This window comes from Dyella sp. 2YAF14 (assembly GCF_052114725.1).
GTDB lineage: Bacteria > Pseudomonadota > Gammaproteobacteria > Xanthomonadales > Rhodanobacteraceae > Dyella.
Genome location: NZ_JBFRFH010000001.1, coordinates 806926 through 826618, shown reverse-complemented (window position 1 = coordinate 826618; position 19693 = coordinate 806926). Strand labels below are relative to the sequence as shown.

Here is a 19693-nt window from a genome sequence, read left to right as displayed (position 1 = left end):
ATGACCGGGCGCATCGCGCGCCTGCTGCTCGCGCTGGCGGTGGCCTTGCTGCCGCCAGCGCTGCTGCATGCCGACGAAACCGTTCCCACGCTCACCCGGCATGTCACCGACCTCACCGGCACGCTCACGCCGCAACAGGTCGACCAGCTCGATGCACAGCTGGTGTCACTGGAAAAGACCAAGGGCGCGCAGCTGGTCGTGCTGATGGTGCCCACCACGCAGCCGCAGGACATCGCGGAATATTCACTGGCCGTGGCGGAAGCCAACAAGATCGGCCGCAAGGGCACGGACGACGGCCTGCTGTTGCTGGTGGCCAAGAACGATCGGCGCGTTCGCATCGAAGTGGGTTATGGGCTGGAAGGCGCCGTGCCCGATGCGGCCACGGCGCGCATCATTCGCGAATACATCGCGCCAAAATTCCGCACCAATGATTATTTTGGCGGCATCCACGACGCCATGGGCGCGCTCACTCAGCTGGTCAATGGCGAGGCGCTGCCACCGCCGGTGGAGAGTGGCAATCGCGAGCGCCGTCGTGGCATCGATTTTGGCCACGTCTTGTTGATCGGCGCGTTCGCGGCGTTCTTCCTGCGCAGCGTCTTGGGTCGCACCACCGTCTGGTTGCGCACGCCCATAGGTGCTGCGATCACCGGCGGTCTGGTGTGGTTGCTGGCTGCATCGCTGGGCGCCGGCATTTTTGGAGCGCTTATCGGCGGCGTGCTGATGCTGCTGCCAGGGGGAGGAGGGCGCTCCATCGGTGGCGGCGGATGGGGCGGCTTTGGCGGCTTCGGCGGCGGCGGTTTTGGTGGTGGCGGAGGTTTTGGCGGCGGCAGCGGAGGCGGCGGCTTCAGCGGAGGCGGCGGCAGTTTCGGCGGTGGTGGTTCATCGGGGAGCTGGTGACATGTCGCGCACACAACGTCTGCTGATGAATCTGTTCGACGGCTGGTTCCAGCTGCGCCAGCGCTTTCCCAAGAGCCTGCTCGACGAGATGGCCGGTGCGATCGCGCAGGGTGAGCGCGATCATCACGGCGAGGTGTGCTTTGCCATCGAATCGCGGCTGGCGCCCGGCGCGGTATTTGCCGGCATGACCGCAGAACACCGCGCACGGCAGGTGTTTGCGCAACTGCACGTATGGGATACCCAGCACAACAGCGGCGTGCTGATTTACATCCTCATGGCGGAGCACCGCGTAGTGATTCTTGCCGACCGCGGCGTGGCTGCCGTGGTCGCACCATCCGAATGGGATGCGATTCGCGATCACATGCTGGCGCGCTTCGCCCGCGGCGAGTGGCGGCCGGGTTGCCTGGACGGCATTGCCGAGGCGCATGCGTTGCTCGTGCGGCATTTTCCGGGCAATGACAAAGATGCGCGGGACGAATTGCCGGATAGGCCGGTATTGCTCTGATTGTTTTGCGAACGGCGCAAGGCGGGTCGCGCACAAGTGCGCTCCTACACGGCCGCAGCGACCTTGTAGGAGCGCACTTGTGCGCGACCGCAGCGCTCCGTCGCTACCTCTGTCCGTTACTCAGGCAAAAAAAAGCGGGCCCGAAGGCCCGCCTTTTCGAAGTGCCGCACTCTTTCGAGCTTAGAACTTCTGGTTGTACGACACGTACCAGTAACGGTCGATGTCGAACGCCGGGTTGTACGGCGCGCTGCCGGTACCCGAGGTGGTCACCGAGTAGTAGTACGGACCCTTCTTGTTGAAGATGTTGTTCACACCCACAGAGAACGTACCCTTCCACGGAGCGGTGTAGCGGAACTGTGCGTCGTTGAACGCGACCGAACCCTTCTGGCTCATGCCATAGGTGCCCCACCACGGATTGGTGTAATCCGGCGAGGAGCACTCGACGGTCGCGGTGTAGCAGCTGTCCTTCAGGCCGGCGTAGTAACGCACCGTCCAGCTGGCGCCAAACTGCTTGTAATCCCAATCCACCTGCAGGTTCGAACGCAGACGGTACATGCCGTCTTCGCCCGTGCCGCCGGCGGTGCCGCCCGACATGAAGCCGACCAGATCCTGCGGCGTCGCGCCCGGACCGCTGACCACTTCGTACTTGGTCAGGTAGGTGCTGTCCGAAGCGATGCGGAAGCGGCCGAACGAGGTTTCCGGCAGACGGTAGTGGATACCGACGTCGTAACCTTCGGTCTTGAGCGTGCCCAGGTTGGCCAGGCCTTCGTTGAGCGAGGAGATCGAGCCTGCTGCGAGGTTCGAGGTCGCCGTCGGCGTGCGCTGGAAGTTGTTGCAGAAGTTCTGGTCGCCGTTGATGTAGCAGTAGTCGACGATGTTCTGTGCAAGCACCGACGAGATGATGTTCTTCACGTAGATGTTGTAGTAGTCGACCGTGAAGTCCAGGCCTTCCACGTAGTGCGGGCTGTAGACCATGCCCAGCGTACGGGTGATCGAGGTTTCCGGCTTCAGGTTCGGGTTCGAACCGGAGAGGAACGCCACCGGCGTCTGGCCACCGGCAGTGCTGGCGACCTGCGCACCGGTCTGGTCGACCTGGCGATAGTTCGCCGGCACGCCAGCGGCGGCGCAGCGAGCCTTGACCTGCGAGTTGGTCGCGGCAGCGCCGTAGGCCGAGTCACACGGATCCAGGAAGGTTTCGAAGCTCTGGCCGATGCCGCCATCCAGATCGCTGATGGTCGGTGCACGGAAGCCCTGGGCCCAGGTACCGCGAACCAGCAGGTCCGCGAACGGACGGTAGCGGAAGCTGTACTTGTTGTTGGTGGTGCTGCCGAAGTTGCTGTAGTGCGAGTAGCGGCTGGCGATATTGATGCCCAGCTCCTGCGCACCCGGCAGGTCACGCAGCAGAGGCACGTCAAGCTCGGCGTACGCTTCGTTGGTGTTGTACGCGCCGTTGGTCGGTGCGCTGGCCAGGTTGGTGGTCAGGCCGGCGGCATCGCCTGCGTCGGGACGGAAGACGCCCTTTTCGCCGCGATGCTCCACGCCCACGGCCAGGTTGACCGTGCCGGCCGGCAGGTCGAACAGACCGCCGGACACGTTGGCGGACCAGTCGGAGGTGTAGCTGGCCTGGCGATCGGTGCTGTTGTAGTTCAGGTAGTTCCACACCGACTGCGGCGTGCCGCCCGGACCGGCGAGGATGTTCCAGGGCACGCAACCGGCGGCGCGATCAGCGGCGCTGGCGCAGGCGACCTGGCCGTTGATGGTGGTCGTCGGGCCCAGCGCGGCGCGGGCATTGGGCAGATAGATGTTGCCGCTGCCCTGGATGCGGATCTTGTTGGCGTCGTAGGTGAAACCAGCGTCCCACGACCAATCGTGGTTCAGGAACTGGAAGTAACCTTCGGCGCCCAGGTCGATGTGCGCAAGATTGGACTGGACGTTGGTGACGCGGGGCATTTCCACCGTGCGGCGGAAGAACTCGACGTCCTGGCCCGGGAACGGGTTGTAGGCGTTCTGGCCGCTGATCAGGATCGGCTCATCAGCCGCGCCCGACTGGAACGGGTAACCGGCGAGCTGGCTCGAGGTATCGCGCGAGCTGTAGCTGGCGGCCGCGCGCAGCGTGATGTTGTCGGTGAGCTTGTAGCGGTCCTGCAGGTACAGGTTCTTCAGCTTGGTGCCGGCGCGGAAGGTCATGTCCTGCTGCGTGTTGTACTTGTCGGCCGTGCTGTTGGGGTCGTACAGGTGGTAGCCGGTCGGCGCGCCTGCCGTCGTCGTCTGCGAGCCGTGGTTGTAGACGTACTGGTCGCCCGTGGTCGGATCGACCACGCGGCCGTACGGGCCCAGGCCCAGGCCAGCCGTCGGGTGACGCGGACCCTGTGCGTACGAGGTCTCGGGACGCTCGCTGTTCCACATCGGATCGGTGTTCTGGTACGAAGCGCCGACGATGATCGAGTTCTTCTCGGTCGAGTGACCCCAGGTGAAGTCGTAGTTCTGCGTCTCGCCGTCGCCCTTGCCGTTCTGGCCGTAGTAGACCGTGGCTTCGGCGCCGTCGAACTTCTCCTTGGTGATGATGTTGACCACGCCGCCGATGGCGTCGGAGCCGTAGATGGAGGAGGCGCCATCCTTGAGGATGTCAATGCGCTCGATCATCGAGACGGGAATGGTCGACAGGTCGGTCAGGCCCGAGAGGCTGGTGCTCCAGCGACGGCCATTGACCAGCACCAGGGTGCGCTGCGAACCCAGGTTGCGAATGTTGACGTAGCGACCGCCGACGTCAGCGCCCGAGGACAGCGTGTCCTGCGGGGTGATGTCCGGAGTACCGGCCGACGGCATGCGGGCCAGGATGTCGTTGACGTTGGTCAGGCCGGTGGCCTGGATCGCCGCGCGGTCCATGGTGAACACAGGCTGCGAGGTTTCCACGTCAACGCTGCGAATGCGCGAGCCGGTGACGGTGACGGTCTCGAGGCTCTTGGCCGAGGACTGTTCAGCCGGGGCAGGAGCGGCATCCTGTGCGGCCACCGACCACGTCTGCAGCACGAGCGCTGCGGCGATGGCAGTAGCCAGCAGGGTCTTTTGCTTCATTGTTGGAACTCCGAACAAAAAATAGCCATCAGCCAGCTCGCGAGGGCTGGACATCTGGGTATGGGGATGGCGCGAACAACCCTGGGGAAGGGGTGCGCACCGTGGCATCGCCAGGCTTGGGGGACAGGCGATGTAATCCCGAAGTTAAAACAAAGTGACGGGTAGGTGCAACCCTGATGCAACAGTCAGCTGCTAGTTGGTTCCCGGGTGGGTGCCTAAGAAATTTCTGTGCAAGCGCTGATCTAGTCGCCTGTCGGGAGTATCAGCATCGCGTCAGCGCACCAAAGGCATGGACCCGATGCCCTCCAGCAGCGCTGCCCGCTACACTCGCGCTTTGCCGCCAGCCCGTGTGCCCATGACGCAGCCCTTCACCGTCGCCTTCGATCCCGTCGCTTTCAAGCTGGGGCCGCTTCAGATCCACTGGTATGGCTTGATGTATCTGGGCGGGTTCCTGGGCGCATGGCTGCTCGCCGAATACCGCCGTCGGCGCGGCCGCCTGCCGGTATCGCGCGATGCGCTCGGCGATCTGGCGTTCTACGCGATGATGGGCGTGATCGTCGGCGGTCGTATCTGGTACATGCTGTTTTACGCCGATATCCACTGGATCTGGACCGATCCGCTCGCGCTGTTTCGCGTGTGGGACGGCGGCATGAGCTTCCACGGCGGCCTGCTGGGCGTGCTGACGGCGGGTTGGTGGTGGTCGCGCCGCAACGACATCCATTTCTTCGACACGATCGATTTCGTGGCGCCGATCGTACCGGTAGGTCTGGGGCTGGGCCGCCTCGGCAATTTCATCAACGGCGAGCTGTGGGGCAAGCCCGATACCGTTTCCTGGGCGATGATCTTCCCCAACGCCCGCTCCGCCGACGTGGACTGGGCCGCGACACATCCGCAGTGGCAGGCTGCCCTGGCTCAGTTCAACGGCTTGCCGCGCCATCCCTCGCAGCTCTATGAAATGCTGCTGGAGGGCGTGGTGATGTTCACCGTGCTGTTCCTGGTGTCGATCAAGCCGCGGCCGCGCTATCTCATCTCGGGACTGTTCGCGCTGCTGTATGGCTGCTTCCGCTTTGGCGTGGAATTCGTGCGCGTGCCCGATCCGCAGCTTGGTTACCTCGCGTGGGGCTGGCTGACGATGGGACAGATTCAGTCCTTGCCGCTGATCTTGATCGGTCTGGTGCTGATGGTGATGTCGCGCAACGCGCCGACCATGCGTCCGTACAACGTTTCGCTGCCCACCAAGGAGTAAGCCGTGCGCGCCTATCTCGACCTGCTGCAGCACGTGCTCGATCACGGCACCGAAAAGGCCGATCGCACGGGCACCGGTACGCGCAGCGTGTTCGGCTGGCAGATGCGCTTTGATCTGGCCGAAGGCTTCCCGCTGGTCACCACCAAGAAGCTGCACCTCAAATCGATCATCCACGAGCTGATCTGGTTCCTGCAGGGCGACACCAATATCGCCTACCTCAAGCAGAACGGCGTCAGCATCTGGGACGAATGGGCCGACGCCGATGGCAACCTGGGACCGGTCTACGGACAACAGTGGCGTGCCTGGCCCACCGCCGACGGCGGTGTGGTCGACCAGATCCGCTGGGTGGTGGAGGAGATCAAGCGCAACCCGGATTCCCGCCGCCTGCTGGTGAGCGCGTGGAACGTCGGCGAACTGCCGAAAATGGCGCTGATGCCGTGCCATGCGCTGTTCCAGTTCTACGTGGCGGACGGCAAGCTCAGCTGCCAGCTGTACCAGCGTTCGGGCGACATCTTCCTCGGCGTGCCGTTCAACATCGCCAGCTACGCGCTGCTGACCCATATGATCGCCCAGGTATGCAACCTGGGGGTGGGTGATTTCGTACATACGTTGGGTGACGCCCATCTCTACAACAATCACGTAGAGCAGGCGCGACTGCAGTTGAGCCGCGAGCCGCGGGCGCTGCCCCGGCTGGAGCTCAACCCGGAGGTTCGCTCGATTTTCGATTTCCGCTATGAGGACATCGCGATCGTGGGCTACGAACCGCATGGCGCCATCAAGGCGCCGGTGGCCGTGTAAGCCCGGCACGCTGTCACTTGCCGGGTTCGGCCCCCGGTCCTGCTAAGATCGGCGCCGCGCCACGCCCCTGGACGGCGGCGCGGTGGTCAACACTGTCGATGAATGCAAGGATTTCCATGGCTATTTCGCTGATTGCCGCGCTGGATGAGAACTTCGCTATTGGCCGCAAGGGCCAGTTGCCCTGGCACCTGCCGGACGACCTGCGCTGGTTCAAGGAGCTCACGCTCGGCAAGTACGTGCTGATGGGCTACAACACCGCGGTGGCGATCGGCCGACCGCTGCCGGACCGCACCAACCTGGTGATGAGCCGCAAGCACGAAGCGCCGTTTCCGGGTCAGGTCACCGTTCGTTCCCTAGCCGAGGGTACGGCTCGCGCCGGAGGCACCGGCCTGATGGTGATCGGCGGCGGCGAGATCTACCGTGAGGCCCTGCCGGCCGCCAAGCGCCTGTACCTCACCTGGGTCAATGGCGCGGTGGATGGCGCGGACACGTTCTTCCCGGGCGTGCATTTCAGCGACTGGACCGAAGTGTCCCGCGTGCACCACAAGAAGGACGGTACCCACGCGTACGACTTCGACATGGTCGAGTACATCCGCAACGACTGAGCCAAGGCGATGCCTGCTCCGACGACGGCCGCCATGCATGTCATGGCTGGCGTCATGCTCGATCCGCAAGGGCGCGTGCTGCTGGCGCAGCGCCCCCCCGGCAAGCATCTGGCCGGTCTATGGGAATTCCCCGGTGGAAAACTGGAGGCTGGCGAAACGCCGGTCGACGGTCTGGTGCGCGAGTTGCGCGAAGAGCTGGGCGTCGAGGCTAGCGTCGAGGCACCACTGATCCGCGTGCCCTGGCGTTACGGCGAACGCTCGCTGTTGCTGGATGCCCGCATCGTGCGTCGATGGCAGGGCGAGCCAGCATCGCTGGATGGCCAGGCGCTGCGCTGGATTGCCCCGGCATCCGTCGACGCGGATCTGCTCACGCCAGCGGACCGGCATATCCTGCGCGCACTCCAACTGCCCACGCGCTACGCGATCACCGCCGATGTCCCATCGTCGGCGTTCAACCAATGGCAGCAACGGATTCGAGGCGCCATGGCGGCAGGCGAGCGCATGGTGCTGCTGCGCTTCCCGCAGTGGTCAACGGCACTGGTACGGGAGCTGGCGGCCAGTCTGTTGATCGAAGCGCGTGCCGTGGACGCTCATCTGCTGTTGAGTGGTGACGTCGAAGGCGCGCTGGCGCTGGGCGCGGGCGCCGGAGTTCAGCTCAAGGCAGCGCAACTCGCGAACTGGCAGGAGCGACCCTTGCCCACGGGGCAATGGGTGGGCGCGAGTTGTCATCATGCAGCGGATCTGCAGCGGGCGATGAACATCGTCGACTTCGCCACGCTCTCTCCGGTAGCCGCGACGGCCACCCATCCTGACGCGACGCCCATGGGTTGGGCTGCCTTCGAACATTTGATCGACAGCTCGCCCTTGCCTGTCTATGCGCTTGGCGGCATGACGCTGCAGGAGCTCGAAAGGGCAAGACACGCGGGCGGGCAGGGCGTGGCCGGCATCCGCGGATTCTGGTGACCGCGGCTCAAGGTTTCGCTTGAGCGAAAGCCAGGTAGCGTGCATGCAACTCAACCACCGCACGGTCCAGCGCGGATTCGTCACCGCTGTTTTCGATCACGTCATGGGCCAGTGACAGGCGCTGTTCGCGGCGCGCCTGGCGCTCGATCATCCGCCAGGCCAGGGCCTCGTCGATACCATCGCGCCGTGTCAGTCGTTCCAGCTGCACTGACTCGGGCACATCCACCACCAAAACGCGATCCACCCAGCGGTAGTGGTCATGATTCTCGGCGAGCAACGGGATCGCCAGCATGCAATAGGGGCCGCGATCTGCCGCGACGTGTTCATGCAGCCACTGGCGAATGCGCGGATGAGTGATGGCTTCGAGCGCGCGCCGTTCCGCATCGTTGCCGAACACGCGTTGCCGCATGGCGCTGCGATCCAGCTGACCGCTGGCATCGAGTACATCGCCACCGAAGTGCGCGACGACGGCCGCCAGGCCCTCCGATCCCGCAGCAATCACTTCACGCGCCGCGACATCCGCATCGTAGACATGGATGCCCAGCGCTTCGAACCGTCGCGACACCGCACTCTTGCCGGCGGCGATGCCGCCAGTGAGGGCGACCACATAGCTGGCGCGAGGCGCGGTCAATGCATGCCCGTCAGCTGCATGTACTGCTGCAGCAGCCATTCGCCGGCGACGAACCAGGTCCATCCTGCCGCCGCAATAAACGGGCCGAACGGCATGGGAATATCACGCCCATGCTTGTGCAGCGCGATCATGCTGCCGCCCACGATGGCGCCGATGAAGGACGAAAGCAGGATTACCGGCAGCAGCGCCGTGGGGCCCATCCACGCACCAAGCGCGGCGAGCAGCTTGAAGTCACCATAGCCCATGCCTTCCTTGCCGGTCAGCAGCTTGAACAGCCAGTACACGCTCCACAGGCTGAGGTAGCCAATCGCGGCGCCGAGTATCGCGGTGTTCGGCGACACGAACATCGCCACAAGGCTGAGCAGCAGGCCCAGCCAGAGCAGCGGGTAGTTCAACTGATCGGGCAGATACTGCGTGCGGAAATCGATGCCAGCCAGCGCAATGAGCATCCAGGTGAACACCAGTCCTGCCACGGCCGGCCAGCTGGGTCCGAACTTCCAGACAATGACCGCGCTGGCCAGGCCGCTGAGCAGTTCAACCAGCGGGTACTGAATGGAAATGGACGTCTTGCAGTAGCGGCAGCGGCCGCCCAACAGCAGCCATCCAAACAAGGGAATGTTGTCGCGGGCTGAGAGCGGATGCTTGCAGTGAGGGCAATGCGAGGGCTCGCGCACGATGCCGGGAGGCAACGAAGTGCTGTCGGGCTCCATGGCCAGCGTGTCGAAGGCATCGAGTCGCCACTGGGCCATCAGGCGTTCGGGCAGGCGAAGAATCACCACGTTGAGGAAGCTGCCCACCAGCAGGCCGAGCACGGCTGCCGCAACGATCCAGCCCCAGAGAGGGAGTTCAAGCATGTGCAAATCCGACGGATGCAATACGAAAAAGGCCCCTCTCCCGGCAGGAGAGGGGCCCGGATAACCCGAGCTTACACGGTGGACGCGAGCTTGAAGATGGGCAGGTAGAGCGAAATAACCATGCCGCCTACGAGCACGCCGAGGATCACCATGATCAGGGGCTCGAGCAGCGTCGCGAGTGTGTCTACCGCGTTGTTTACTTCTTCTTCGTAGAACTCGGCCACCTTGAACAGCATGTGGTCGAGCGCACCCGATTCTTCACCGATGGCCGTCATCTGCACAACCATGTTCGGGAATACGCCGGTTTGCCGCATGGAGAGCTGCAGCTGATGACCGACGGCTACGTCTTCACGCATCTGTTTGACAGCATCGCCATAGACTACGCTGCCCGTGGCACCGGCCACGGCATCGAGTGCTTCCACCAGCGGAACGCCGGCTCGAAAAGTCACGCCGAGCGTGCGGGAAAAACGGGCAATCGCCGATTGGCGAAGAATGTTGCCGATCACCGGAAGCTTCAGCATCAGTCGGTCAAGGAAGTGGGCGAACTTGAMGGATCGCTTCTTCGCCATAACGAGCGCGACGACGCCGCCGACGATGCCACCAATCACGACCCACCAATAGGCCTTCATGAATTCAGAGGCGCTGATGACGATCTGGGTCGGCGCAGGCAATTCCGCGCCCGCATCCTTGAAGGTCTGCGCGAACACCGGCACCACGAACAGCAGCATGATCATGCTGACGAGCAGCGCAACCGCAAGAACCATGACCGGATAGAACAGCGCCTTCTTGATCTTGGCCTTGATCGCCTCGGTGCGTTCCTTGTACGTGGCCACCGTGTCCAGCACGGTGTCCAGTACGCCCGAAGCCTCGCCTGCGTGAACCAGGTTTCGATAAAGCTCGTCGAATTCGACGGGGTATTTCGCCAGCGCTTCGTGCAGGGCCGAACCACCCTCGATGGTCTGCTTCACATCCGTCAACATGTTCTTGAAGCGGATGTTCTTCTGGCCATCGGCGATGATCTCGAAGGACTGCACCATCGGTACGCCCGAGGCCATCATGGTGGCGATCTGGCGGCTGAAGATGGCGACGTCGCGAGGCTTGACCGTGCTGCCGGTGGCCCCGAACAGCGGCTTGCCGCGCTCCTTCACGGTCTGTGGGTTCATGCCCTGCCGGCGCAGCTCCGCCTTGACCAGCGAAGCATTCTTGGCCGCCATGTCGCCCTTCATGCGCTTGCCGCGCTTGTCCAGGGCGATCCAGTCGTACGTGGTCAGCTGGCTGATCTCGGCGCGCTGGGCGCCGAGCGACTTGACGTTCTTAGCGGTGGCCGCGGCCATGGCATTTCCCCCTGCTGGTACGGTCGGACCGCCTCAGGATGGCGGCCGTCTTATCGGTGCAGCTTAAGTCATTCCCCCGGACTAATTCGTGGCACCGGACGCAAGTTCGGTGCGACGGACTGCCCAACCCGGCGGCCATATCGGCCAATACCGGGATCAATCCTTGGTGACGCGGTCGATCTCGGCCAGGCTGGTCATACCCTTCTTGACCTTCAACAACGCCGATGCACGCAGATCGTTCACTCCGGCATTCTTGGCCGCTTCGGCAATCTGCAGCGTATTACCGCCGTGGAGGATGATCTTCTGGATCTCTTCCAGCATCGGCATCACCTGGTAAATACCAACACGGCCCTTGTAGCCCTCATTGCAGCTATCGCAGCCGACCGCTTCATAGACGACCAGGCCGGCGTCGATATCGGCCTGTGTGAAGCCGGCGTCCAGCAACGTCTTGGGCGGCAACTCGATGGGGCGCTTGCATTCGTGCAGACGACGCGCCAGGCGCTGCGCAATGACCAGCGTTACCGACGAGGTGATGTTGTAAGGCGCAATGCCCATGTTCATCATGCGCGAAATGGTCTGCGGCGCGTCGTTGGTATGCAGCGTCGAGAGCACCATATGGCCGGTCTGCGCCGCCTTGATGGCAATTTCCGCCGTTTCCAGGTCGCGGATTTCGCCGACCATGATTACGTCCGGATCTTGTCGCAGGAAGGAACGCAGCGCCGCGGCGAAGGTCATGCCGCGCTTGACGTTCTGCTGGACCTGGTTGATGCCCTCGACGCGAATTTCAACCGGGTCTTCCACGGTCGAGATGTTGCGCTCGGCGGTGTTGAGAATGTTGAGCGCCGTATAGAGCGATACTGTCTTACCTGAGCCGGTGGGGCCGGTTACCAGCACCATGCCATAGGGTTTATGGATGGCATCGACATAGAGTTGCTTTTGCGCTTCCTCGTAGCCCAGAACATCGATGCCCAGCTTGGCGGCAGAACCGTCCAGAATACGCAGCACAATCTTTTCGCCGAACAGCGTGGGCAGCGTGCTGACGCGGAAGTCGACCGAGCGGCTCTTGGACAAATTGAGCTTGATACGTCCGTCCTGCGGCACGCGGCGCTCGGCGATGTCCAGGCCCGACATCACCTTGATGCGGGAGGAAATGCGCGCGGCGAGCTTCATCGGCGGGCTGGCGACAGCGCGCAACATGCCATCCATGCGCAAGCGCACGCGATACTGGGTTTCGAACGGTTCGAAATGGATGTCCGAGGCGCCGCGCTTGATCGCGTCGACCAGGATCTTGTTGACGAACTTGACCACCGGAGCGTCGTCATTGGAGTTCGCGTCGATGCCGGTGGATTCGGCCTCTTCGTCGCCGCCTTCCAGCGTCAATTCATCGAAATCGCCGCCGCCCATCTCGGGCATGGCGTTGCTCATCGCATTGAGCGCGGTTTCGATGACCCGCAGGAGCTGATTGCGATCGACCAGGATCGGTTCCACCATGCAGTTGGAGTGGAACTTGATCTCGTCCAGCGCATGCGATTGCATCGGATCGGCAATGCCGACGAACAATCGCTTGCCGCGCTTGAACAGCGGCAGCGCCTTGTGCTTGTTGATCAGCGCTTCGCTGATCAGGTTCAACGGCAGATTGGCCGGAACCAGGGCGCTTACATCCATCATTGGCATGCCGAACTCGTCGGAGGCGATGCGTGTGAGTCGCGCGCTGTCTACTAGGTTGTTGTCCAGCAGCCAGGCGGTGAGCGAGGCCTTTCCCTGGGTCGACTCGGCTACGGCCCGGCGAACATCGGTCTCCGGGAGCACATCTTCCGATACCAGTCTGCGCGCCAGGCCGGTGAGGCCTGCGAGCGACGGTTGCATTAGCGTTGACATAGCGATACGGCCCAGCCCCCTGATAAGAAGGGAATTTACCCCAGTTGACGGGGTTGGTCATCCCATCGGCTCAGGGTTTGAAAGCCTCGGGGTGACCGGGCGCACAGAACCAGCCTGAATCGGGCGCGCCATCCGGACATGCAACAGACGTGCCTCGCCGGTTTTGTCCGTAGACCGGGCCGTGGCATTGGGATAGAAATGCCGCCAGTCCCCATAAAGCGCTACCTGTGACACATCCTGACCCCCTGCGGCCCTTTCTCGTCTTTGGTGCCCCCCAGATCGAAGAGGCTGAGATCGCCGAAGTCGAGGCCTGCCTGCGCTCAGGCTGGTTGGGGACGGGTCCACGGGTTGCACAGTTCGAGCGGGATTTTGCCGCATGGCGCCAGGCCCGGCCCTCCCAGGTGGCGGCTGTGAACTCCTGCACGGCGGCTCTCCACGTGAGCATGGTGGCGGCGGGCCTGGAGCCGGGCAGCGAGGTGATCACCACCCCTTTGACCTTCTGCGCCACGGTCAACGCCATTCTCCATGCGGGGCTCACGCCTGTGCTCGCCGACGTCGATCCTGTCACGCAGAACATCGATCCGGACGCCATCGAGGCGGTCATTACCCCGCGAACCAGAGCCATCCTGCCGGTCCACTTCGCGGGCCGGCCCTGCGCCATGGACCGGATCATGGCCATCGCCGACAAGCACGGCCTGGTGGTGATCGAAGACTGCGCCCATGCCATCGAGAGCGAGTTCCAGGGCAAGCCCGTGGGTAGCTTCGGGGATTTCGGCTGCTTCAGTTTCTACGTCACCAAGAACGTGGTGACGGGGGAGGGCGGCATGATCCTGGGGCGTGACGAGGAACGCATCGCCCGCGCCCGCGTGCTGGCCCTGCACGGCATGAGCAAGGACGCGTGGCATCGCTTCGGCGACCAGGGCTACCGGCACTATCAGGTGGTCGAGTGCGGCTTCAAGTACAACATGATGGACTTGCAGGCGGCCATCGGCATCCACCAGCTGGCCCGGGTCGAAGACAACTGGCGGCGTCGTCGGCAGTTGTGGCAGTACTACGACGACGCGCTGGCAGACCTGCCGATCGGGCTTCCGGCCGCACCGGCGGATGGAACGCGCCATGGCTACCACCTGTATACAGTGATGATCGATGCCCTGCGCTGCGGCATCGACCGCGACAGTTTTCTTGAGGCCATGAACGCGCTGCGGATCGGCACAGGCGTCCACTACCTGTCGGTGCCCGAGCATCCGTACTACCAGCAACGCTTCGGCTGGCGCCCCGAGCAATGGCCGGAAGCCATGCGCCTGGGGCGCCAGACCGTGAGCCTGCCGCTTTCTCCGGCCATGTCCGATGAGGATGCTGAACGCGTGATCGATGCGGTGCGGTCAGTCATCCGCGCCTGAGACACCGGCAACACATTGGGAGTGATGTGATGCAGCGCCCGCAAATTCGCGCTGGTCGCCATCTGCTGCTGAACGCAGCGGAGCTCAGGTTATGATGCCGCTTCACTTCCGGGGACACGCTCTTGAGCCGCCTAAGCATCATCCTGCCTGCCAAAAACGAGGGGGCGGCCCTGAAAGGCCTGTTACCTCGCCTGCGACTAGCCCAGCCGGAGGCGGAAATCATCGTGGTGGACGACGGTTCGACTGACGATACACGCGACATCTGTATCGCGGCAGGGGTGACCTGCCTATCCTCGCCTTACTCCATGGGCAATGGCGCAGCCATCAAGCGCGGTACGCGCGCGGCCTCCGGTGACATGCTGGTCTTCATGGACGGTGACGGACAGCATGACCCCGCCGATATTGCGCGCTTGCTGGAAAAGCTGGGAGAGGGATACGACATGGTCGTAGGCGCCCGCGACTGGAGCAGCCAGGCCGGCGTGGGACGAGGCGTAGCCAATACCATTTACAACTGGCTGGCCACGCGCATGACCGGCCATACGGTGGCCGACCTGACCTCCGGCTACCGCGCCGTGCGCGCGGACAAGTTCCGCGAATTTCTGCACTTGCTGCCGAACGGCTTTTCATACCCCACCACCAGCACCATGGCCTTTTTCCGCAGTGCTTACCCCGTGGCTTATGTCCCGATCAAGGCCGCGCAGCGCATTGGCAAGAGTCACATCAAGCCGATCAAGGATGGAATCCGCTTCCTCTTGATCATCTTCAAGATTGCGACGTTGTATTCGCCGTTGAAACTGTTTGCGCCAGCAAGTGCGGTATTTTTTGTCCTGGGTTGCGCGAACTATACGCGTACGTTCCTTTCGTATGGACGCCTGACCAACGGTAGTACGTTGATGTGGAGTGCTGCGGTAATCGTGTTTCTCATTGGACTGGTATCGGAGCAGATCACCTCATTGACGTACCGTCGGAGCGATTAAGTAGATATGGAAGTACGGCCGCGCCTGCTGGTACTCACATCTACCTATCCGCGTTGGGCGAATGATCCGGAGCCGGCCTTCGTACATGAGTTGGCGCGGCGCTTGATTGATCGTTTCGAAGTGCACGTGCTTTGCCCTCATGCGCCAGGGGCGAAGATACGAGACCAGTTGGATGGCGTGCATGTGCATCGTTATCGCTATGCGCCTGAACGTTGGGAGGTCTTGGTCAATGACGGCGGAATGCTGGCCAATGTGCGCCGCTCTCGCTGGAAGTGGCTGTTGGTGCCGGGGTTCGTCCTCGCGCAATACATTTTCACTCGTGCGCTGGTGCGGAAGCTTCATCCGCAGGTGGTGCATGCACACTGGTTATTGCCTCAAGGGTTGATCGCTGCGGCTGCGATTCGCAACGTGCCGTGGGTGGTGACCGCGCATGGGGCGGATCTTTTCGCATTGAAGGGGCCCCTTTTCGCACGCCTTCGTCGATGGGTGGTCCGCCGTGCGTCGGCTATCACCCTGGTGAGTCAAGCGATGCGAAATCGCTTGCTGTGCGAAGTGCCGGATAGTCACGTATCAGTCCTGTCCATGGGCGTGGATACCGCAAACCGCTTTACGCCGGGTGCGGATCGCGGGGACAGCGAGTTGCTCTTTGTCGGCCGTCTAGTTGAAAAGAAGGGTTTGACGCACTTGATTCAGGCGTTGCCGCAAATTGCGGCCCGGTGCCCCCAAGTGATGTTATCCATTGTGGGTGCTGGTCCCGAGGGGGAGCATCTGCAGCAACAGGTCCGCGGTCTGGGAATAGAGCGTCATGTTCGATTTCTCGGAGCGCTGCCGCAAACCGAATTACCCGGCCACTACCGGCGTGCGACCTTGTTCGTCGCGCCATTCGTCGAGGCTGCCAGCGGCGATCAAGAGGGCTTGGGGTTGGTTGTTGCTGAAGCAATGGCGTGTGGCTGCCCAGCCATCGTCGGCGACGTGCAGGCGGTGCGAGATCTGGTCAATGCCCAGACAGGACGGGTCGTGTCGGCGCCTGACCACGCGGCGCTGGCGCAGTGTATCGTCGGCTTGTTGAGCGATCCGGCGGAGCGCGCTGCTTTGGGCGAGGCCGGGCGGCGCCATGTTGAGCAACACTTTTCCTGGGACGTTGTCAGTCAACGGTACGGTGAATTACTTCTTGGTGTGACCGCTGACAAGAAGTGTGGGTAGTCTCCGTGACCCGCCGTTTATGTTCGCGCAAAAAGCCACGACCCGCCCAGTTAGCGATCTGCACGGGATTCCGTTCGCCGTATGGCCCAGTCCTGCGAGGCTGTTCAGCACGAAGAGATCTGTTGAAGTCTCAGGGGCTTCGTTCGACAAGCAGGTCGTGCCATTGCCGACCACTTTTGTCCCAACTGGGCAGGTTGCCGTAGCTTGTCTCGGTGTTCTTCAACAGGGCCAGCGTGAGCTCGGAAAGCGCATGTGCGTTCCCGACCGGGGCGATGTGCACGGCGTTGTCTTTGAGCATCCAGCGCACAGGCTCTGTCGAAGTCGCGACAACTGGCACTCCACAAGCCATAGCTTCGCAGAGCTTTGCCGGATAGCTATATCGCCCAAAGCTGGTGTCAGCAGTGATGACGTACGCCACGTCGAGCGCGTTGAGAAGGATCGGCAGCTGCTCATCGGTGAGGTAGCCCGTAGCGATAACCCCCGGCTCTTCGAGCACGTGGGCAGGGGGTTTGCCGCTAACGACTAGTTTGGCTCGTGGTTCGTGCGTGAGGGTCTTTCTGAACGCACGAATGAGTACATCTGTTCCTCGATTCTTTGACCAGCTTCCCACATATCCAAAGAGCGGTGCATCCACAGGCAAGTTCAGTTCAAGGCGACACGTATGTTTGTCTTTCTCTACGAACTCTGGATCGGCTGCCATCGGTACAACGTGCGCTTCGATTCCTTTTCGCCGATATGACTGTAATAGTTGGGCAAGTTGCGGCCCCGCAGCAGTCACCAGGTCAGCAGAACGGATAGCTCGTCTCCAGGCAAAATGGAGTGGTAGATTCCACGGAATATACGCCTCGAAGTTGTCATAGGCGTCCAGAGCCAGACGGGCCCCGCTGCGCTTCGCGAGCTGCCTGGCCAAAAGTCCGAACCAGATATCTGAGCAGCCGATAATCCAATCGGGCTTCATCGCGTCAACGTGGGTTGCAAGCCTCTTCCACAGTCCCATAGGCCCAAGCGTTCGCACATCCAGGCTTGTCCATTTCACTCCGGCGCTGATCTTGCGGGCCTCCGGAAGCTTGTGATGGCTGCAAAGCAAGACCTCAACTTGGTGACCTTGTTCCGCCAGTACTCGGGGCAGATGGAAAAACCTGCCGTAAGGACGGAGCAGGAGATCCCGTTGCTGAGGGTGGCGCTTGCTGAGAAAAAGCAGACGCATGGGCCGTTTCGTTCCTGCGAGTGAATGGTTCAACTGGGCTAGTGTCAATCGGAATGTCGTTTCAACTCGGCGGCGACCATCTCTTTGACCACGTCTTTCATTGCGCGATGAGCGCGCCACTGCAGAATGCGATTGGCCTTACCTGGTGACGCCGAACTTTGCTTGAGGTCGGTAGGTCTGAACAGATTGGGGTCCACCTGTACATGCTCACGCCAGTCAAGGCCAACTTCGGCAAAAGCCAAATCGACGAATTCCTCCAGCGTATGGCTCTGGCCCGTAGCAATCACGAAATCCTCAGGGCTTTCATGCTGGAGCATCATCCACATGGCTTCTACATATTCTGGCGCCCATCCCCAATCTCTGGATATCGACAAATTCCCAAGTTTGAGTTCTTCCTTGCTTCCGCGTGCAATTCTGGACGCTGCCGACGTGATTTTACGCGTGACAAAGCGTTCTGGCCGCAATGGCGACTCGTGATTAAAGAGGATGCCCGTGCATGCAAATAGGTTATAGGCCTCGCGATAGTTGGCAACCTCCCAATAGGCTGCGGCCTTGGCAACGGCGTATGGACTGCGAGGCTGGAACGGAGTGAGTTCGTCGCAAGGCATGTCACCGGATGCGCCGTAACACTCACTCGACCCCGCGTTGTAGAGCTTGATGCCGCTACCACTGAACCTGATTGCTTCCAGCAGATTGAGGGTGGCGATACTGATGCTCTCCATCGTTTCAACGGGTTGTTCAAACGAAAGACCCACGGAACTTTGACCGGACAGGTTATAGACCTCGTCAGGTTGAACCTTGGATATGGCCTGAAAAACACTGCGGAAGTCGTTAACTGCAACCGACAACAGGGTGATGTCGTCGCGAATACCGACGGCTTTCAGGTTCGAAAAAGTTGCCATCTGCGCATCACGAGAGGCGCCATAAACTTGATATCCCTTCTCTAGCAGGAACTTCGCCAGATAGCTCCCGTCTTGGCCGCTGACGCCGCAAATCAAGGCGCGTTTCATAATTCAGCTCTCCAGAATCTGGCGGTAGACATTCAGCGTGCCAAGTGCGCACGCATCCCACGTGAATTGCTTGATACGTTCATGTCCCATTGATGCCAGCTGTCTCGATCGCTCTGCAGAGAAAACGACACGCTCAATGGCCTTTTGAATGTCATGAGGATCGGCTGGATCGAACAACTCTGCGGCGTTTCCGACGACCTCGGGAATCGAGCTTGTGTTTGATGCGACCACCGGGCAACCATTAGACATGGCTTCAATGGGCGGAATGCCAAATCCCTCGTAATGCGACGGATACACGAGAGCTGCGGCAGATGAGTAGGATTGCGCCAGTAGGGCATCGTCGCCGGACCTGTGAATTATCTTGGCGGGCGAAATGTTCAGAGATCTCGCAAGCGCGCGCTCCGTATGGGTGAGCTCTCCTCCTCCAAAACAAACGATAGCGAAATGCTCTTGCAGCGCAGCTGATGCTGCATAGGCATGCAGGAAGCCATCGAAATTCTTGTATCCACCACGTTGACCGACATAAAGAAGATACGGAGACGTGGATGGATCCTGGTCGGGCGTCACCTTGAAGGATGGTGTAGCCAAGGAATGCCCAAGATGCACGACGGAGACCTTGGACTCAGGAAGATCTGCATATTGCAGCAAGTCCCTGCGCGTGCTCTCCGATATGCAGATAATGTGATCGGCACGTTTGACTGCCTGCAATTTCACGTCTCTCGTCTGGTCGTACTTTGAGAATGATGACGGGAAAAGCTCATGAATCATGTCGTAGACAGTAACGACCCGCCGGGCATTCTTCGGTGAGTAATTCAGGCGCGAATAATACGTCTCGTGGAAGATCGACACGTCTGTCCGGCGGGAGATGATTGCCTTTCCCAGTGCCACGTTTACGAGTCCAAGGAGTGGAGCGCCTCCCTTGAATTTCTTGACACGGAGGCCCCGCGGCTGCGCATATCGGTTGACACTTAGCGGGGCAAATACCTGGACGTCGTCCCCAGAGATCGCGGGAATGCGTTCGGCCATTTCATGGAAGTAACGCGACACTCCGCCGTAGCTTTGGCGGCTGAAGATTTGATGGTCGTATAGGATCTTCATTCGTGTTACTCA

At 61.7% G+C, this 19693-nt stretch carries 17 protein-coding genes; 9 read left to right on the top strand and 8 right to left on the bottom strand.

The features are described 5' to 3' along the window. Together AB4Y82_RS03875 and AB4Y82_RS03870 are read left to right on the top strand one after the other, a co-directional pair. On the top strand, positions 1–897 hold the full coding sequence (locus AB4Y82_RS03875) for a TPM domain-containing protein (protein WP_441602539.1): 897 nt from the start codon (positions 1–3) through the stop codon (positions 895–897). A 1-nt stretch (position 898) separates the two neighbouring features. Further along, the gene (locus AB4Y82_RS03870) at positions 899–1402 is read left to right on the top strand and encodes a TPM domain-containing protein (RefSeq protein ID WP_441602540.1); all 504 of its coding nucleotides are present in this window, start codon (positions 899–901) and stop codon (positions 1400–1402) included. Positions 1403–1582: 180 nt separating this feature from the next. On the opposite strand, the gene AB4Y82_RS03865 is transcribed toward AB4Y82_RS03870, so the two are convergent. Then, positions 1583–4477, bottom strand: a complete 2895-nt coding sequence (locus AB4Y82_RS03865) for a TonB-dependent receptor plug domain-containing protein (RefSeq protein ID WP_441602541.1) — start codon at positions 4475–4477, stop codon at positions 1583–1585. A 355-nt stretch (positions 4478–4832) separates the two neighbouring features. On the opposite strand from AB4Y82_RS03865, the gene lgt reads away from it, so the two are divergent. The 4 genes from lgt (at position 4833) to AB4Y82_RS03845 (ending at position 8089) form a co-directional block, all read left to right on the top strand. Continuing rightward, positions 4833–5723 carry a prolipoprotein diacylglyceryl transferase gene (gene lgt / locus AB4Y82_RS03860; protein WP_441602542.1) on the top strand — a complete coding sequence of 297 codons (891 nt, stop codon included), beginning with the start codon at positions 4833–4835 and terminating at the stop codon, positions 5721–5723. A gap of 3 nt (positions 5724–5726) precedes the next feature. After that, the gene (locus AB4Y82_RS03855; RefSeq protein ID WP_441602543.1) at positions 5727–6521 is read left to right on the top strand and encodes a thymidylate synthase; all 795 of its coding nucleotides are present in this window, start codon (positions 5727–5729) and stop codon (positions 6519–6521) included. 116 nt (positions 6522–6637) lie between these two features. Then, positions 6638–7126, top strand: a complete 489-nt coding sequence (locus tag AB4Y82_RS03850) for a dihydrofolate reductase (RefSeq protein ID WP_441602544.1) — start codon at positions 6638–6640, stop codon at positions 7124–7126. Positions 7127–7135: 9 nt separating this feature from the next. Then, positions 7136–8089 carry a Nudix family hydrolase gene (locus tag AB4Y82_RS03845; protein WP_441602545.1) on the top strand — a complete coding sequence of 318 codons (954 nt, stop codon included), beginning with the start codon at positions 7136–7138 and terminating at the stop codon, positions 8087–8089. A gap of 7 nt (positions 8090–8096) precedes the next feature. Here AB4Y82_RS03845 and coaE read toward each other — a convergent pair whose 3' ends face one another. The 4 genes from coaE to pilB form a co-directional block, all read right to left on the bottom strand. Further along, positions 8097–8720, bottom strand: coding sequence for a dephospho-CoA kinase (gene coaE, locus AB4Y82_RS03840; RefSeq protein WP_441602546.1), 624 nt, complete (start codon positions 8718–8720; stop codon positions 8097–8099). Beyond that, complete coding sequence (locus AB4Y82_RS03835) at positions 8717–9574, bottom strand: prepilin peptidase (protein WP_441602547.1); 858 nt, start codon at positions 9572–9574, stop codon at positions 8717–8719. The genes coaE and AB4Y82_RS03835 overlap by 4 nt, the downstream gene beginning before the upstream one ends. Positions 9575–9645: 71 nt before the next feature. Next, positions 9646–10908: a type II secretion system F family protein gene (locus AB4Y82_RS03830; RefSeq protein ID WP_441611115.1), complete on the bottom strand. Its 1263-nt coding sequence runs from the start codon at positions 10906–10908 to the stop codon at positions 9646–9648. Positions 10909–11064: 156 nt separating this feature from the next. Then, on the bottom strand, positions 11065–12786 hold the full coding sequence (gene pilB, locus AB4Y82_RS03825; RefSeq protein ID WP_441602549.1) for a type IV-A pilus assembly ATPase PilB: 1722 nt from the start codon (positions 12784–12786) through the stop codon (positions 11065–11067). A 227-nt stretch (positions 12787–13013) separates the two neighbouring features. On the opposite strand from pilB, the gene AB4Y82_RS03820 reads away from it, so the two are divergent. From AB4Y82_RS03820 to AB4Y82_RS03810, 3 genes are all read left to right on the top strand, one after another. Then, the gene (locus AB4Y82_RS03820) at positions 13014–14186 is read left to right on the top strand and encodes a DegT/DnrJ/EryC1/StrS family aminotransferase (protein WP_441602550.1); all 1173 of its coding nucleotides are present in this window, start codon (positions 13014–13016) and stop codon (positions 14184–14186) included. Positions 14187–14308: 122 nt separating this feature from the next. Continuing rightward, on the top strand, positions 14309–15163 hold the full coding sequence (locus AB4Y82_RS03815; RefSeq protein ID WP_441602551.1) for a glycosyltransferase family 2 protein: 855 nt from the start codon (positions 14309–14311) through the stop codon (positions 15161–15163). A 6-nt stretch (positions 15164–15169) separates the two neighbouring features. After that, positions 15170–16366 carry a glycosyltransferase gene (locus AB4Y82_RS03810; RefSeq protein ID WP_441602552.1) on the top strand — a complete coding sequence of 399 codons (1197 nt, stop codon included), beginning with the start codon at positions 15170–15172 and terminating at the stop codon, positions 16364–16366. A gap of 130 nt (positions 16367–16496) precedes the next feature. Here the strand turns inward: AB4Y82_RS03810 and AB4Y82_RS03805 are convergent, their stop codons facing one another. The 3 genes from AB4Y82_RS03805 to AB4Y82_RS03795 are packed head-to-tail and all read right to left on the bottom strand — an operon-like array spanning position 16497 to position 19681. Then, a complete protein-coding gene (locus tag AB4Y82_RS03805; RefSeq protein ID WP_441602553.1) occupies positions 16497–17573 on the bottom strand; it encodes a glycosyltransferase family 4 protein in 1077 nt (358 codons plus the stop codon). Between the two features lie 44 nt (positions 17574–17617). Continuing rightward, complete coding sequence (locus AB4Y82_RS03800) at positions 17618–18583, bottom strand: GDP-mannose 4,6-dehydratase (protein WP_441602554.1); 966 nt, start codon at positions 18581–18583, stop codon at positions 17618–17620. A gap of 3 nt (positions 18584–18586) precedes the next feature. Further along, positions 18587–19681 carry a glycosyltransferase family 4 protein gene (locus AB4Y82_RS03795; protein WP_441611114.1) on the bottom strand — a complete coding sequence of 365 codons (1095 nt, stop codon included), beginning with the start codon at positions 19679–19681 and terminating at the stop codon, positions 18587–18589. Positions 19682–19693 lie beyond the last annotated feature (12 nt).

Excerpts from the sequence above, each read along its gene's own strand:
- AB4Y82_RS03795 (WP_441611114.1), bottom strand. The coding sequence starts at position 19,681 with ATGAAGATCCTATACGACCATCAAATCTTCAGCCGCCAAAGCTACGGC.
- AB4Y82_RS03805 (WP_441602553.1), bottom strand. The coding sequence starts at position 17,573 with ATGCGTCTGCTTTTTCTCAGCAAGCGCCACCCTCAGCAACGGGATCTC.
- AB4Y82_RS03810 (WP_441602552.1), top strand. The coding sequence starts at position 15,170 with ATGGAAGTACGGCCGCGCCTGCTGGTACTCACATCTACCTATCCGCGT.
- AB4Y82_RS03875 (WP_441602539.1), top strand. The coding sequence starts at position 1 with ATGACCGGGCGCATCGCGCGCCTGCTGCTCGCGCTGGCGGTGGCCTTG.
- AB4Y82_RS03845 (WP_441602545.1), top strand. The coding sequence starts at position 7,136 with ATGCCTGCTCCGACGACGGCCGCCATGCATGTCATGGCTGGCGTCATG.
- AB4Y82_RS03850 (WP_441602544.1), top strand. The coding sequence starts at position 6,638 with ATGGCTATTTCGCTGATTGCCGCGCTGGATGAGAACTTCGCTATTGGC.
- AB4Y82_RS03835 (WP_441602547.1), bottom strand. The coding sequence starts at position 9,574 with ATGCTTGAACTCCCTCTCTGGGGCTGGATCGTTGCGGCAGCCGTGCTC.
- pilB (WP_441602549.1), bottom strand. The coding sequence starts at position 12,786 with ATGTCAACGCTAATGCAACCGTCGCTCGCAGGCCTCACCGGCCTGGCG.
- AB4Y82_RS03870 (WP_441602540.1), top strand. The coding sequence starts at position 899 with ATGTCGCGCACACAACGTCTGCTGATGAATCTGTTCGACGGCTGGTTC.
- AB4Y82_RS03800 (WP_441602554.1), bottom strand. The coding sequence starts at position 18,583 with ATGAAACGCGCCTTGATTTGCGGCGTCAGCGGCCAAGACGGGAGCTAT.
- lgt (WP_441602542.1), top strand. The coding sequence starts at position 4,833 with ATGACGCAGCCCTTCACCGTCGCCTTCGATCCCGTCGCTTTCAAGCTG.
- AB4Y82_RS03865 (WP_441602541.1), bottom strand. The coding sequence starts at position 4,477 with ATGAAGCAAAAGACCCTGCTGGCTACTGCCATCGCCGCAGCGCTCGTG.